Origin of the sequence: Gimesia benthica (genome assembly GCF_009720525.1) — a bacterium.
GTDB classification, from domain to species: domain Bacteria; phylum Planctomycetota; class Planctomycetia; order Planctomycetales; family Planctomycetaceae; genus Gimesia; species Gimesia benthica.
Genome location: NZ_CP043930.1, coordinates 5,068,629 through 5,083,888 on the forward strand (window position 1 = coordinate 5,068,629; position 15,260 = coordinate 5,083,888).

The 15,260-nt window shown below is 54.2% G+C and carries 15 protein-coding genes and 1 pseudogene; 2 read left to right on the forward strand and 14 right to left on the reverse strand.

The genetic code is table 11. The features are described from left to right. The first annotated feature begins 536 nt into the window (after nucleotides 1–536). On the forward strand, nucleotides 537–2,039 hold the full coding sequence (locus tag F1728_RS19745) for a TolC family protein (RefSeq protein WP_155365506.1): 1,503 nt from the start codon (nucleotides 537–539) through the stop codon (nucleotides 2,037–2,039). A 65-nt stretch (nucleotides 2,040–2,104) separates the two neighbouring features. Beyond that, nucleotides 2,105–3,514, forward strand: coding sequence for a multicopper oxidase family protein (locus F1728_RS19750; RefSeq protein ID WP_155365507.1), 1,410 nt, complete (start codon nucleotides 2,105–2,107; stop codon nucleotides 3,512–3,514). Nucleotides 3,515–4,156: 642 nt separating this feature from the next. Here the strand turns inward: F1728_RS19750 and F1728_RS19755 are convergent. The 14 genes and pseudogenes from F1728_RS19755 to F1728_RS19820 all read right to left on the reverse strand — a co-directional run. After that, a pseudogene (locus F1728_RS19755) lies at nucleotides 4,157–4,744 on the reverse strand (glucoamylase family protein); the annotation flags it as partial. Nucleotides 4,745–4,927: 183 nt separating this feature from the next. Then, nucleotides 4,928–5,236 (reverse strand): DUF5676 family membrane protein, encoded by a 309-nt coding sequence (locus F1728_RS19760; protein WP_228030253.1) that lies wholly within the window; start codon nucleotides 5,234–5,236, stop codon nucleotides 4,928–4,930. Then, a complete protein-coding gene (locus F1728_RS19765) occupies nucleotides 5,229–5,420 on the reverse strand; it encodes a YHS domain-containing protein (protein ID WP_228030254.1) in 192 nt (63 codons plus the stop codon). The genes F1728_RS19760 and F1728_RS19765 overlap by 8 nt, the downstream gene beginning before the upstream one ends. Nucleotides 5,421–5,861: 441 nt before the next feature. Further along, on the reverse strand, nucleotides 5,862–7,202 hold the full coding sequence (locus tag F1728_RS19770) for an APC family permease (RefSeq protein WP_155365510.1): 1,341 nt from the start codon (nucleotides 7,200–7,202) through the stop codon (nucleotides 5,862–5,864). A gap of 1 nt (nucleotide 7,203) precedes the next feature. Continuing rightward, nucleotides 7,204–7,572, reverse strand: a complete 369-nt coding sequence (locus tag F1728_RS19775) for a DUF5676 family membrane protein (RefSeq protein WP_155365511.1) — start codon at nucleotides 7,570–7,572, stop codon at nucleotides 7,204–7,206. A gap of 192 nt (nucleotides 7,573–7,764) precedes the next feature. Beyond that, the gene (locus tag F1728_RS19780) at nucleotides 7,765–7,953 is read right to left on the reverse strand and encodes a YHS domain-containing protein (protein WP_155365512.1); all 189 of its coding nucleotides are present in this window, start codon (nucleotides 7,951–7,953) and stop codon (nucleotides 7,765–7,767) included. 68 nt (nucleotides 7,954–8,021) lie between these two features. Beyond that, complete coding sequence (locus F1728_RS19785) at nucleotides 8,022–8,678, reverse strand: methyltransferase family protein (RefSeq protein ID WP_155365513.1); 657 nt, start codon at nucleotides 8,676–8,678, stop codon at nucleotides 8,022–8,024. Nucleotides 8,679–8,783: 105 nt separating this feature from the next. Next, nucleotides 8,784–10,892: a copper-translocating P-type ATPase gene (locus F1728_RS19790; RefSeq protein ID WP_155365514.1), complete on the reverse strand. Its 2,109-nt coding sequence runs from the start codon at nucleotides 10,890–10,892 to the stop codon at nucleotides 8,784–8,786. A gap of 21 nt (nucleotides 10,893–10,913) precedes the next feature. Continuing rightward, on the reverse strand, nucleotides 10,914–12,866 hold the full coding sequence (locus F1728_RS19795; protein ID WP_155365515.1) for a M48 family metallopeptidase: 1,953 nt from the start codon (nucleotides 12,864–12,866) through the stop codon (nucleotides 10,914–10,916). Between the two features lie 15 nt (nucleotides 12,867–12,881). After that, complete coding sequence (locus F1728_RS19800) at nucleotides 12,882–13,484, reverse strand: LemA family protein (protein WP_155365516.1); 603 nt, start codon at nucleotides 13,482–13,484, stop codon at nucleotides 12,882–12,884. An 85-nt stretch (nucleotides 13,485–13,569) separates the two neighbouring features. Continuing rightward, entirely contained in the window at nucleotides 13,570–13,905 is a 336-nt protein-coding gene (locus F1728_RS19805; protein WP_155365517.1) for a DUF302 domain-containing protein, read from the reverse strand. A 238-nt stretch (nucleotides 13,906–14,143) separates the two neighbouring features. Continuing rightward, nucleotides 14,144–14,296, reverse strand: a complete 153-nt coding sequence (locus F1728_RS32635) for a hypothetical protein (RefSeq protein ID WP_155365518.1) — start codon at nucleotides 14,294–14,296, stop codon at nucleotides 14,144–14,146. Beyond that, nucleotides 14,293–14,508, reverse strand: coding sequence for a hypothetical protein (locus F1728_RS19815; RefSeq protein ID WP_228030255.1), 216 nt, complete (start codon nucleotides 14,506–14,508; stop codon nucleotides 14,293–14,295). Before F1728_RS19815 ends, F1728_RS32635 begins: the two co-directional genes overlap by 4 nt. A gap of 59 nt (nucleotides 14,509–14,567) precedes the next feature. Continuing rightward, the gene (locus F1728_RS19820; RefSeq protein ID WP_155365519.1) at nucleotides 14,568–15,260 is read right to left on the reverse strand and encodes a carbonic anhydrase; all 693 of its coding nucleotides are present in this window, start codon (nucleotides 15,258–15,260) and stop codon (nucleotides 14,568–14,570) included.

Consider the following 15,260-nt stretch of genomic DNA (forward strand, 5'->3'; position numbering starts at 1 on the left):
AATTGCAAGGATGTTTTTTTGCTGTGGCTGCGATAGGCCTAGTTGTGAGCGTGAGCAACTGAACGTCATTATGTCGTGAGATAGCTCAGGCTTTCTATCAATAGCCAAATCGAAAAAACTACCTAATCCAAAAAACCGGAATATACAAACTGAGTTCACAGGATATTTGGTCATAATGACTATTCTGGTGAAATCAATTTTGTCGATCACATTATTGTAGTATGTCGTTTTTGCTGTCTTGGTAGCTAGATTAGTTACAATCTATATAGCTCCTGTTTTCCAACGAACCCAAGAGCGCACTTAAGAGTTTTAGATATTGTCGATTTGGATTTTACTAATTCTAGCTGAGAAAAGAATATTATCGTAATCATCGTTGTACATGATGTTTAGATGGCACCGTCATTCTATTCTACATAAAACCGTTGAAATCGATATATTTGGATAAAACAATAGTACAGATCTCGCCGATAACTATAAGTTAAGGGAATCGCGTGTAAAGAATTTGCGAGGCTAGTTCTAGACTTCGGGGGGCTGTGGTGAAATCAAAGAATCTAATTTCTATCTTACTGGCAATAGTATCAATTAGTGGATGTGCAGCCAGTACGAAAAGGGATGTTGCTAATCAAATAGGTAAAAAACCTGTACCAGCAGAAAATGATACTTCGCAAGTCATTGTGCGCGATGATGCGGAAGCAGAATATGATGCAACCTCTGAGACTGAAACGCGACTCGTATCGCATCAAGAGTCAATTGAGTTACCAGTAGAGAAATACGATCCACTTCTTCTCCCCATGCCGGGTGATGTTGTAACAAACCAAAGTACTGCGATATCACTGGATGAGCTAGAAGCTTTGGCACAAGCCAATAATCCGACACTGGTCCAGGCGGCAGCGCAAGTTGAAGCATCGCGTGGCGCAGCCTATCAGGCGGGGCTCTACCCAAACCCGGTTGTAGGATATGCCAGCGATCAAATTGGCATCAATGGCACGGCTGGTGAATTACAGGGGGCATTCGTCTCACAGGAATTTGTCACAGGTGGTAAGCTGAAGCTCAGTCGCGCGAAATGGACAAAGCAGGTCGCAGTTGCGGAAACCAACTTATCAGCCCAGTACACGCGGGTCTTGAATGACGTGCGGATTCATTTCTACCGGACACTGGCAGCGCAGCAGTTACTCGCAGTCCAAGGTAAACTTCTGGAGAATGCGAAAGATAATTTACAAACACATAAAGAGATGCTTAATCTAGGACAGACGAATCAGTCCGGCCTGTTGCAGGCGGAAGTCGACTTGCATCGCGCACAATTGAAACAGCAGGCGGCTGAGAACGACTTGGAACAGGAGTGGCGAAATCTAGTGGCGATGGTGGGTACTCCTGAATTACAATGTACAACTCTGAGAGGGAGGCTTGAGCCTCCTCAGGAATTTTATGACTGGAATTCGGCGCTCAATCAGTTATTAGAAAGCAGTCCTGAAATCGTTGCTGCCTGGGAACGTGTGCAACATGACGAAATAACCGTAGAGCGTGAACGTGTCCAACCGATTCCTAATATTCTGGTCGATGTCAATTTCGGTCATAATTTCGAGACCGATAATTCAGTAGCAGGGGTCACCGTCGGGTTACCTATTCCCATCTTCGACAAAAATCAAGGCACCGTGGATCAGGCCTTAGCCGATCTCAACCGATCTCGGGCGGATGTGAAACGGTTGGAATTATCTTTGATGAGCAGGCTTTCAACAGAGTTTAGAAATTATCAGACCGCGTGTCAGCATGTAGAAACTTACAGAGATGAAATGTTACCTAAGGGTAAGCAAGCCTACGATCTGTTACATCACAGTTATAAGGAGCGGCGCGCTCCCTGGCCTGATGTGTTGATGGCACAGCAGATCTATCTCAATTTGCAGGCAGACTATATCATGAGTCAATTAAAGTATCATGAAAGTGAGATTGCCATTAGCGGTATGTTATTGACAGGTGGACTGGCCGAGCCTCCTGCGCCAGTGGGTGGCGGACATATCAATGCCGTTCCCAAACCCCGGTAATCGTAAGAGACCATGAACAACGATCATTTAGCAAAACGAAATAAAACAAAATGAAAGGCCTATCAATGGGTACTCAAAATGACCGCAGGGACTTTCTAAAGCAGGGTGCGGCAGCCACAGCCGGATTGTTTGCTGCGGGGACCGCTATGGGGCAGTCATCGGAAAGCGGAGCTTCTTCCGATAAATATCAAGGTCAGGGAGGCACATATCCCCGTATGCATCCAGGCACTGGTGGCCCAGTTGGTAGTCCGACTGACCGAGGGAAACTCGTGCCCGGATTGCGAAAAGCGGGGGAGCCACCAGTCAATGTGATTGCACCTGATTTGAAAACATTGAGCGGGAAAATTGTAAATGGTGCGCGCGAGTTCCATTTGCAGGCGACCCCCACCCGTAGAGAAGTACTGCCGGGGATCTGGATGGACGCGTATGGATTTAACGGCCAGTTTCCCGGTCCTGTATTAGAAATGTATCAAGGCGAACGAGTACGGATTGTTTTTCGTAATGATTTGCCAGAGCCGACAACTCTGCATTCACATGGCTTGGAACTCCCCATTAGTATGGACGGAATACCTGCCGTTACACAAGACCTGATTCAACCGGGCAAGACCTTTGTCTATGAATATGACGTACATCAGGAAGGTAGTTTTTTCTTGCATCCGCATGTGGCGATGCAAGAAGCAATCGGAATGGTGGTGCCTTTCATTGTTCATCCCAAAGTGGCTTTTGAACCTACCGTGGATCGTGACTTCGTGTTAATGACTCAGCAGTTTTCGATGTTACCCAACGCGCACATTCCCAATACGGTCTCCATGGACTGGAACTTTCTTACAATCAACGGGCGGTGTGGCCCTTACACGACACCACTGGTTTGTAAGTTAGGCGAACGGGTCCGCATTCGATTTCTAAACTTCAGTACGCTGCATCAGCATCCAATGCATTTGCACGGACACACTTTTTGGGTGACAGGGACTGAAGGGGGACGTATTCCGGAAACGGCATGGATTCCGGGAAATACAGTGATCGTGGGTGTAGCTCAATCGCGGGATGTAGAATTCGTGGCCAATAATCCCGGTGACTGGGTACTGCATTGCCACATGTTTCACCACATGATGAACCATATGGTATCGCAAGTCGGGCCCATCATTCGCCAGGAAAAGAATGATCCGGGTTTCGAGGTTCCCGGCTATCCGCAAATCATGAAGGGGATGTCGAGCATGAAAATGGAAGGTAAGCATGCTGGTAAGATGCAGATGGAAAAGGCGAATGACTATAATATGCCGATGACAATGGAAGACATGAAAAAATTAACCGATCGTCGCGAAACCCAGGGGATGCGCGAAGGCTGGTATAAAGGTGTCAAAGGGCTGTTTACTGTGATGCGTGTGCTGCCACCGGATCTATACGATAAGTTGATGACAACCGACGATCCCATTCCACCGAATTCGAGCACGCCGTTGAATCCACATCATGCCTAACTTCCAATATAGCTCTGATGTGATCCTTATTTGAAATACGAGTTACCCGTTTGCCAAATTCAATAAAATGTGTGATAGGCATCTACTTTGTGATTCACACAAATACGACCATTCATTCAAGTCGTGTTGCAAACCTTACCGGCGCACAATGACTGGAATCGATAGCGTTGACGCTATCGTCAATCACGGATTAACCAATCTGTAAACCAATAAGTCTCAGGCAGTGGCAATGCAGAATTGTAAGACATGCGTAAAATAATTCGCATAGCAATACGTCATTGATACGTAATTTCATTCAATCCTGGCAACCAACAACTGGACTGATTCCGAAACGTTAGCAATTTGCGCTTTCGTCCAGATACGAACGACTGGTATTGCAATCTTCGTTTTGAATCTCCGATTACTCAGTCTTGAGACGTCTCCCATCTTCACTGAGACCGACCCACCATTCTAGATCGCATCACATTTTACTCCAAGGAGAATGCGGTAAAGTAGGTAGACTGGTGAGATTTCATTTCATGGAGGATTTTACATGTTGATTTATTCCAAGGAACGATGCCTCGAAGTTCTGAAAGCGTATGCAGCTGGGTTTAACGACACGGGAGATTGCGTTGCAATTTCAATGTAGCGAATCATGGGTTCCTCTGGCAGCGGGTACGTCGGCGAACCGAGGCCAAGCACGTATACGAGCAGGGCCTCATCGTACCCATTCCAGCGGTACTTCAAAAAACCGCTTTTGGGCTTCCAACCGTGAGTGATTGTCGCTCCACCGTTACGCGCCCATTGCCAATCGGCACGACGGTAGAGCGCATCGGCCAACGTGCGTATCTCCCGCTCGTCCTCACAATCCTCATCGAAATAGATTGCCGCGGTGAGCATTCCAGCGAGCAGGAAAGCGGTGTCGATGGTTGAAAGCTCACACATCCCTGCGCGGCGGCCAGTCGTCATATCGAGAAAGTGGTAGTAGAACCCCTTGTAGCCTGTGGCGTCCGGTGCTGTTCCCTGCGGGCTGGTCCAGAAAAACCGCAACACCGCCAGCGTTCGCTCTGTTGCTTCGGCGCGCGTCATCCATAAACGCTCGACGCCTGCTGGATATCCTGCAAGTGCAAACCCAATTGCGGCGATGCTCGCGGGGGCATCCGCTTGCGTCTTGTCCAGCACAAGGCCGTTCGCAGGGTTGTTCTCGCGTAGAAAATATCCGAAGGCATCGCGCTGGAGCGAGTCCACCATGTCTTCATTGCTGGACGGTTGCTTCGGGCGGTTCGCCCGGTGATTCGTCATGTCGTTTTCCTGTCACGAGTGCGTGACCGAACCATCCACCGGTGTGGTTCGTCAGAATGGTACTTTCCAGTCTGCTGCGGTTGCTTTGTGTTTTGCCTCGGTCATGGGTTCACAATAAATTCCGCAATCGTCCTATCCGGATTTGCGAACACCCAGATTATAGATTCCCGCGATTAACACCCCTGCAATCCAGCCAAGGATAAACGTGCTGATCAATCCCAGCACGACTTCGCCGACAGGCACGCCGGTTTTCAGAATTGGATCGACGTTGAATCCGTGCAACAGGCCGTTGAACAGGACTACCACCTTCTCACGCGGTACGATGGCCATCGTGAGCATGCAGCCGAGGTAGAACACTACTCCGGTTGCTCCGAATGCCCAGCCCAATCGCGTGGGGCTCAGCCGCGCGGTTGAGAGAGTGGTATGCGTGTTGTTATCCACAGCAACCTCCTGGTTTGTCATCCGGCTTTGCATCAGCGGGCGAGGACAGGAACTTTTCTCGGCAGTGTTCACTGCAAAAGTAAAATGTTTGTCCGTCGCGGTCGGCGTGGATCGCGGTGGCTTCGTCCACAGTCATGCCGCAGACAGGGTCTTTAATCATGGATTTCGATTCATTCATGGTCATGTTTCTTTCCTGGTTCATAGTGTCATTGTCTTTTTCTGGATTTAGAAACGAATGTGTTTACCCGAAATCGTGGTGCGACTCCGCGCCTGACTTGCTTTCCCAGGTCAATCCGGTGTCGATGCATTTCCGGTCGCGGCAGCTCGATCGAGGGCTTTCTACCCGCTTGATTGGCCCGCTGGACTGCTCCAGACCTACCCGCGCCGGTATAGGCCGGGCTGGCGAACATCGACCCGAAAGTCAGGGTGGTGGCCACGAATCCCAACGGCAGGATCCAGCGGGCCAGACGTGCCTCCGGCCACAGTGGCTTTCGTCGAATCACGAGCGCCAATTCGCCCACGAGCATCAACCACGCTTGCCGGGCGGGTGAGAGCGGAGCTTCACGAAAGTGGAGGTCTTCCTTCAACATTGTTCACTTTCTACTTTTTTCATCTGTTTGCCGGGTCATCCGGAATGCTTATGGTCCGGCTGCCCCTCGGACGGTCGTGTTCTGAGGAAGAAAAACTCCATGATCAGGATCGCCGCCATAACGGCTGCTGCCACGATCAAAACTAAAGGATCAGAGGCGCCCTTGACCCAGAGAAAGCCGCCAAGAATGATCACATCCAGCACAGTGGCCATGATCGGGATCACTGGATTGGCCCCCACCTCTTTTCTCAGGTGGCGCAGCACACCCCAGTGAATGGCAACGTCCATGATCAGATAAAAGATAATACCCAGCGCCGCGATGCGGGAAAGATCAAAAAACGCCGTCAGCAGCAATCCCAGCACAATCGTATAGACCAGCGTATGCTTCTGGATGCTCCCCGGCATATGAAAGTGGCTATGGGGAACCAGCTTCATCTCCGTCAGCATGGCCAGCATGCGTGACACCGCAAAAACGCTGGCGATGATGCCGCCCGAGGTGGCCAGCATGGCCAGGATCACGGTAAACCAAACCGCGTATTCTCCCAGGGCCGGCCGGGCCGCGGCGGCCAGCGAGTAGTTGCGCGTTTCGATGATCTTACCCAGTGACAGGTTGCTGGAGACCGCAAAACCGACCAGCGCATAGATCACCACACAGAGGGCGATTGAGATCATGATAGCTTTGCCAAGGTTCCGGCGCGGGTCTTTGAGTTCCGAACCACTGTTGGTGATGGTAGTAAACCCTTTGAAGGCCAGAATGCCAAGCGCCGTGGCACCCAGAAAACCAGTTAGCGACGCCCCGGGATCCGCCGCGGAGAAATTCACTTCCACCGAGTCCGCCACCAGTACCCCGACCACGCCGAACAAAACGATGCCGCCAATCTTGATGAAGCCGAGCACCGAGGCGACCCCCTGAATCAAACCGGTGACGGCCAGATTGAGTAGAAAGGCCACCAGTAACAGCCCTACCCCAAGCGTGGGAACCAGCAGGCTGCTGTCGTCGATGGCAAACAGCTGCAAGGTGTAGGATCCGAAGGTTCGCGCCAGAAAGCTCTGGGCGATCACCATAGAAAAATACATCAACAGGGCATGGAAGGCGGTGGTCAAGGTTTTGCCATACGCTTTCTCCAGATACATGGCGATGCCGCCGGCGGAGGGGTAGGCATTGGATAATTTGACGTAGGAGTAGGCGCTGAACGAGACGATCAGTGCGGAGGAAAGGAACGCCAGAGGAAACAGGCTTCCGGTCATCTCCGCCATCTGGCCGGTCAGCGCGAAGATCCCGGCTCCGATCATCACGCCGGTCCCCAAGGCAATGGCGCCGATCAGCGAGAGGCTGTCCGCCTGATATTTCGTAGTTCTGTCGGGCGCACTTTCCATACTATTTCCATTTCCTCATGCTAAGACTCAGATTGTATATCCCAGCGATCAAGACCCCCGCGAACCAGCCCAGGATGAACGTAGTAGTGACCAGGCCCAGTGAGACTTGGGAGATGGGCACGCTGATTCTTAGAATTGGCCCCACACCGAGGTCGTGCAGCAGACTATTGAAAACGATCACCACCTTGTCGTGCGGTACTGTGGCCATCATGAGCATGCAGCCAAGATAGAACACCAGACCGGTCGCGCCGAAGGCGAGTCCAAGGTATTGGGGGTTCAGATGCGGTGTGGAGTGCGTGTGCCGGGAAGCCGATGTCGGCCGGGCGTTCCCGGATCCGCGATCGTTCCTCTGATGAATGTCGGTGCTCATGATCGTGTCCTCCGTTTTTTTTCATCCTTGTGTATGCCGAAGTCCATCAGGTGGCAGAGCATGATCGCCCCGAAGGCCGCAGCCGGCCACCATTATCAGTGTCTGCTTCATTATTCGGAACCTGTGGCAATTTGTATATTATATTTGAGCGAATACCGCATTTGCCTCGTTCTGAATGCTTGTAGCAGGGCTTTACTCACAGCAGCAGCCACCGGACTTGTCGTCCGGCTTGGAATCTCCAGATGCTGACAGGAACTTTTCTCGGCAGTGTTCGCTGCAAAAATAGAACGTCTTTCCATCGCGTTCGGCGTGGAGAGCGGTGGCAGTGTCCACGGCCATGCCGCAGATCGGATCAATGGCTTCAGTCTTGGATGTGTTCATGGTCTTTGTTCTTTCTTGTTCGTTGTCATGATTACTTCGAATTCGGTTTATCGAGGTCTTGAAATATTTCAGGCAGGCGTATCGTCCCGGGTCGTGGCCAGCTTGCGCCATTCCCCCCAGCGCGGGATGAACATCGGCACGCGCTTCCGGTATTCGCGATATGCCTCGCCAAATTCATCCTCAACTTTGCGTTCCTCACTGCGCGCCAGCAAATAGTAAGCGAGGACGATGATAGGAAATAGAGCGACCGAGAAGATGGTCGGCCAATGAACGACTCCTTCGCCGAAAAGCGCGACGAAGAGCCCGGTGTACTGAGGGTGGCGCACGAGCCCGTAGAGGCGGTCCGTGATCAGCCGTCCTTCCTGGCGGGCGCGGTGCAGCTCGCGCCAACCCTCCATGAAAATTCCGATGCCGATGAACAGGATCGCGTAGCCGAAGATCATCGCGATCATCATGCCCGTTTCTCCCATGCCCAATAGGGTGGACCAGAGGCTGGCGTTGAGATTGGTCTGGTCGAGGCCGAAGAATCGGACGAGCAGATAGATGGTGAGCGGAAAGCCATACATTTCCGCATAGAGGGCGATGATGAAGGCCTGGACGACCCCGGCGCTCGCCCACTCCTTCCACGTCTTGGGCGCGAGATAGCGGTATAGAAGCCAGGAGGCCAGTACGATCACGATCAGGGCGATTCCCCAGGTTCCGGAATGTGCAATCGGTTCGTTCACGGTCGTGCTCCCTTCTTAGTTGTTGTGGTCACCGTCTTTGAATTCCTGTTTTCACGTTGTCTCGCGGACATCGAATCCTCGTATTCTCATTCATCGATAGCTTGGTCATTTTTTGGCTTCAGGCTTAGACTCGGCCTTCAGTCTCAGCAGTCGCGCATTGATGGCTACGACCACCGTGCTCGCAGCCATCAGCCCCGCACCCACCGCGGGACTGAGCAGCACGCCCCAGGCGTAGAGCACTCCGGCCGCTAGAGGAATGGCAAAGACGTTGTAGCCAGTGGCCCAGACGAGGTTTTGAATCATTTTCCGATATGTGGCGCGGGAAAGTTGCACGATGGCCACGACATCCAGTGGATTGCTACGCACCAGAATCACGTCGGCGGTTTCCACCGCGACATCGGAACCGGCTCCAATGGCAATGCCCACATCAGCCTGGGCCAGCGCCGGGGCATCGTTCACGCCGTCGCCGGTCATGGCCACCAACACGCCCCGGGACTGGACTTCTTTGACTTTAGCTGCTTTGTCCTGCGGCAGGACTTCGGCGAAGTATTCATCCAGTCCGACTTGGTCCGAGACCCATTTGGCGGTCGCTTTGTTATCGCCGGTGAGCATCATGCAGCGGATGTCGAGCGCCTTCAGGGCATCGATGGCCTGCTTCGCCTCGGGTCGCACGATGTCTGCCAGCGCAATCGCGCCCTTCAGCTTTCCGTCAACGAGGACAAACACGACCGTCTTTCCCTCGGCTTGCAATGACTCAACGCGTTTGTCAGTAAGATCGATGTTCTGTTCGCGCAGGAAGCCCGGGCTAACCACCTTGATGTCTTTGCCGTCGACCCTGCCTTCGGCCCCCTTGCCGGGAATGCTTTTGAAGCTTTCGACGGGCAGTTTGTTTTCCGAAGCAGCCGCAATGGCCTTGGCAATGGGATGTTCGGAATTCGTGTCCACCGAGGCCGCGTACTTGTGCAGCGTTTCTTCGTCGAAATCCTCACTGAACATGAGCGTGTCGGTCACGCCAAACCGACCCTCGGTCAGCGTGCCGGTCTTGTCAAAAATGACGGCCTGCAGTTTTCGGGCACCCTCGAAGGCAACCCGATTACGAATGAGCAGGCCGTTACTGGCCGCCAGGGCCGTGGAGACAGCCACAACCAGCGGCACGGCCAGGCCGAGCGCGTGCGGACAGGTGATGACCATGACGGTCACGGCCCGCTCCATGGCAAAGGCAAAGTCATGCTTCATGAAAACCAGCCAAATCACCAGGGTGAGCACGCCGCTCCCGAGGCCAATCACGGTCAGCCACATCGCGGCGGTGTTGGCAAGGTTTTGGGTCTTCGATTTACTTTCTTGGGCCTGCTTAACCAGGTCGATGACCTGCGACAGAAACGAATCCTTGCCGGTGCCTTTGACCTCGATGGTCAGCGAGCCTTCGCCGTTGATGGAGCCGCCAATGACCTTGCCGCCAGTCGTCTTGGTAACCGGAGTTGATTCTCCGGTGAGCATCGCCTCGTTAACCGAACTCTCTCCCTCCACAATGACACCATCCGCCGGGGCTTTCTCACCGGGTTTGATGAGGACTTTGTCGTCCACCGCCAGTTCGCTCAGCGGCACATCTTTCACGCTGCCATCGGGCATCAGTTTGTGTGCGTCGGAGGGCATGAGTTTGGCCAGTGCCTCCAGTGCCCTTGAGGCACCCATCACCGACCTCATCTCGATCCAGTGCCCCAGCAGCATGATGTCGACTAGCGTGGCCAGCTCCCAGAAAAACATCTTGCCGGTCAGACCGAACACTACGGCGCTACTGTAAAGATAAGCCGTCGTGATGGCGACAGCAACCAGCGTCATCATCCCGGGCTGCAGGGATTTCAGTTCTTTGTACATCCCTTTCAAGAACGGCCAGCCACCATACCAAAAGACTGCCGAGGCGAAGCCAAACAGTACGTAGAGGTCGCCGGGAAAATGGATGGATTCACGCAGCCCCACCAGTTTCTGGAGCAGCGGTGAGAGGAGCAGAATCGGCAGGGTCAGCGCCAGCGAAATCCAGAACCGATTTCGGAAGTCAGCCGCCATCTGGGCATGATGATCCTGGTGGTTGTGGTGGTCCGCATGGTTCGAACCGGCGTGCGGCGTTGTGCCTTCGGCGTTTACCTTGTTCGCCAACTGGTCTTGCGCCGGCTTGGTTTCGGGCTTGTGCTTTGTTATGTGTTCGTGTTCTTTCATAGGGCGTCTCCGGTCATATGTTTAGCTTTCGGCAATGTCCACAAACGGCGGGATCGGGCAATCCAGCGTGTCGGCGATGGCGCGAAGCAATTCGGCTTCGCGTTCCTGGATCGAACCGTCCGCGCCGACGACCTGCACGCAGGCTTCGATTAAATTCTTTTTGATCTGCGGAGCGGCCAACGCGAAGCGGTCAAGCGCGGTATCCAGTTGTTCCAGCCCGGATTCTTCGCGCGGCAGGAGTTGCAGCCCGTCGGATTTCTCCACCAGATGAGGCGCGCCCTGCTGGAATGCTTTTGCGACTTCGCCGGTTTTGCGACTGCCGATGTTCGCCAGCGCGGAGAGCACGACACTGCAATCCCGTACGAGCGGTTTAAGTGTGTGGTATTTAATGGAGGTCGGACGGGTTTCGCCCGGATGCGACGCGAGGTGGCGGCGGACAATTTTCTGAAGGACGAACTCAAAGATTTCGATCTGCCCGTCGCTCTCAATGAGCCATTGCAACGCCTGGCTGAATTGCTCGACCTCGTCGGGCCGAAGCTGACGCAGCGCGGGCAAAGCGAGGTTCACGAGCGGCAAACGGGCGCGCGAGTCGATGGGCGCGACTTCTGGCCAGAGCGCGGCGGTTTTTTCGCCTACTCCTGGCGCGGCTCGCTTGCCAAGTTCCGTGAGTTGCGTCACGTGCAAGGCGTCGTCCGGACTGAGGAGCATCGCGTAAACAAGTGCAATGGCGTCGAGCGGTTCGCGAGCGGCGGACTGGACCTTTTCTGAAAATGAATTCCGCAACTCCTCGGCGTAGCGCAAGTGCAGCGGCGTTGGCTTGCCAACGTTCGGCAGCACGGCTCCCATCAGGACTGCGTTGGTGGCGAACCCTCCGTCGCCAGCCCGTGTGCCGGGCATCCCGGGAATCGTCGTAAACGGAGATCTTGAGGACGTTGGTTTCGCCGCCTTGCGTGAAGATTCTGCTTCAACTGCGGAGACACCGGCGGTCTTGAATTTCCCGTCCCAGCCCGGATCGATGGCACGGATGCGCTCGTCGAGTGGAGGGTGCGTGGCCAGCGCACCGAGAAACGGTTTACCCATGCCGTTTCCGAAGAACATGTGGCTGGCTTCACCGGCGTGAGCGGATTCAACCTGCGAACCGACGCCGCCGATTTTTTGCAGCGCCCCGGAGAGCCCCGCAGGATTGCGGGTGAATTGCACCGCGGAGGCATCGGCCAGGAATTCCCGTTGCCGACTTAGCGCGGCCTGGATAAGGCGGCCGAAGAACACGCCGATCGCGCCAATGACGATGAGGGCCAGCCCCAGGAGCATCAGCGGATTCCGGTCCCGGCCGCCGCGCGAGTAGATCAGGACCCGGCCAATTACCGCGAGGCACAGGATGCCGAAGATGACGCCCATGATGCGGAGATTCAGGCGCATGTCGCCATTGAGGATGTGACTGAATTCGTGGCCAATGACGCCCTGCAATTCATCGCGGTTGAGCAAGGTCATGCAACCGCGCGTGACGCCGATGGCGGCGTCGCCCGGCGCGTGACCCGCAGCAAAGGCGTTGATGCCCTTTTCGTCGTCGAGCACATAAATCTTGGGGACGGGCACGCCGGCGGCGATGGCCATTTCCTCGATCACGTTCCGCAGCTTGCGTTCATCGGGATGGGTTGTGTTGGGGTTGAGGAGCCTTCCGCCGAGTGATTCGGCGACGGCACTGCCGCCCTTGGCCAGGGCGGCGGTTTTGTAGAGGCTACCAATGAGGACGACGCCGAGCGTGCCAAGCACGACGTAGAGGAAAAGCTTGGGATCCCACAGGACAAGTTCTGGCGTCGGGGCGCCGGGCTGTTGTTTCGCGTGGGTTCCATAGAAAATCAGCAGACTGGCGAGATAAACCGACGCGATGATGCACAGGACGGCGATCACGAAGTAAATCACCAGCACTTTCGTGTTTTTCCTGGCTTTGTCCTGATGTTCGAAAAAATCCATGAGTCACGTCCCTCTTCAAGAGAACGACACCTTTGGTGCCTCCCGTTGTTCCGGCTGCTCGATGACAAACAGCTCGGCGGCGGTAAAGTGGAACGTGCCAGCGATGAGACTGCTGGGAAAAACTTCCCGCTGCGTGTTGTAGAACATCACCGAGTCGTTATATGCCTGCCGGGAGAAGGAGACTTTGTTCTCAGTCGAGGTCATTTCCTCCATCAGGCTCAGCATGGTCGTGTTTGCTTTGAGGTCGGGATATGCCTCGGAGAGCGCAAACAGGCGGCCGAGCGTGCCGGTGAGCGTGCCTTCAGCGCTGGCGAGTTGCTTCATGGCTGCCGGATCGCCGGGATTGGCGGCGGCGTCGGTGTTGGCGGACGATGCGGCATTGCGCGCCGCGATGACGGCTTCGAGCGTGTCGCGCTCGTGTTTAATGTAACCCTTCGCGGTCTCGACCAGATTTGGAATCAGGTCGTAGCGCCGCTTGAGCTGCACGTCAATTTGCGCGTAGGCGTTTTTGAAACGGTTACGTAGCGCGACGAGTTTGTTGTAGATGCTGACGACGAACATCACGGCAATCAGTGCCAGCACAGCCAGCACTATGAGGATGATTAGGGATGTTTTCATGATAATTTACTCTCTGGGGTTAAGTTGTTTCAGTCAGTCAGTCTGCCGCCTCCTGCATGATGTTAACAATGGTGTCTTCCACTTCCTACGCCACGTCTTTGAGTTGCGGCGTGTTAAACATCGCCAGCAGGGTGGTGGGCTTCAAGGTCGCCAGGATGGTTTTACCGCCCTCCTCGTAAATGGAGATCCGGCAGGGCAGTGCGGTGGAGACGCTCATGTTTTCATCGAGGACCTTCTTCGCTTGTTGCGGCTGACAAACCTCGAAGATCAGACATTCACGATCAAACTCTACGCCTTTCTTCGTCATGGTCTCTTTAAGGTTATGCACCTGCATGACGCCAAAGTGATTGGCTTGGACGGCAGCCTGCAAGGCCGCCGCCGCATCAATCACAGTTATGTCAGTGGATAACTTGATCAGCATTGGTTTTCTTTCGTGCTTAGCCGTTCATTTCACTATCAGGTCGTGAATTCGTGACTATTTCCTGGACTGGTTGTTGATTGCGACGACCAGCAGGATGACTACCAGAACACCGATCACCGTCCACAGCCACATTCCTCCGCCCATCCATCCGTTCATATGATTCATCATAAAGTTCCTTTCGTTGTGCTGAGACCCACCCACCACTGGGCAATCCAAAAAGTGAGCGGATGCAACAGTGTCATTTGGGGAAGCGGCCACAAGCCCGCGCCAAGCTCAGGCACCACGTGTATCCTCGCTGTTGCATCGCATAGAGCGCCGGGAAAATCTTCTTGTAAACAAGGTCGCCGGTGGCCCCGAAGATAACCACAGCGTCAGACGGAGGCATGTTCATGATACGTTCCTATTTGTCTGGTTTTCCAAATGTCCGCCGAACCCAAATCGCTTCGCCGACAGCAATTTGTCCTGGAAATCCGCCTCGCCGCGAGAGGCGAATCTGGCATACATCGCCATGGTGAGCACCGGCACACCTTCGACGATGGCCGTTTGGATCATCCACAGGCCTTCGCCCGAGTCCGACCCCCGGCCCATCATCCCGATTTGCATTCATTATCTTTCGTGTTCCGGGTCGAATTTCGTGAATAACGTATGATACTTTTAAAGAATTAGTCGTCGAGGAACATGATCTCTCCCGAATCGATGTGGTACACCGCGCCCACGACCTTGACATGCTTCTCCTTCATCGCTTTCGCAATCGAGGGAACTTCGAGAAGTTGCTTTACCGACGCTCGCGCGTTGGCCTCGACGCGTTGCTTCCGTTCCTGCTTGCGATCCACGGAGTCAATGGCCGGCCGTATTTGATCCAGCAGCTTGCGCAGCTCCGGCGGTTCGTCTTTCGTTTGATCCGGCGGCGCGAGCGCAGCAGTGACCGCGCCACAGTTTTGATGACCAAGTACGACAATCAGTTTGTTGTCGAGGTGTTCCACCGCATATTGAATGCTGCCGACGACATTGGGGTCGACAATGTTCCCGGCCACGCGGACCACGAACAGTTCGCCGAACCCTTGATCAAACAGTAATTCAGGGGCTACGCGGGAATCGCTGCAGCCGAGCACTGTCGCAAATGGTTTTTGCTTGAGAAGAAATCGTTCCCGCCATTTCTCCACGTCGTGTCCATGCGTGGACTTTCCTTGCACACAGCGGCGATTGCCTTGCTCCAACTGCGCCAGCGCCTGATCGGCGGTGAGGAGCTCTCCTTGGGACTTCGGGCTCTCTTCAGCCGTGCCCGAGTTAGCCAACACGATCAAAACGAAGATGACGACAAAAGCAAAGGGGCGTCGATGCTGTCGTTCGATCAT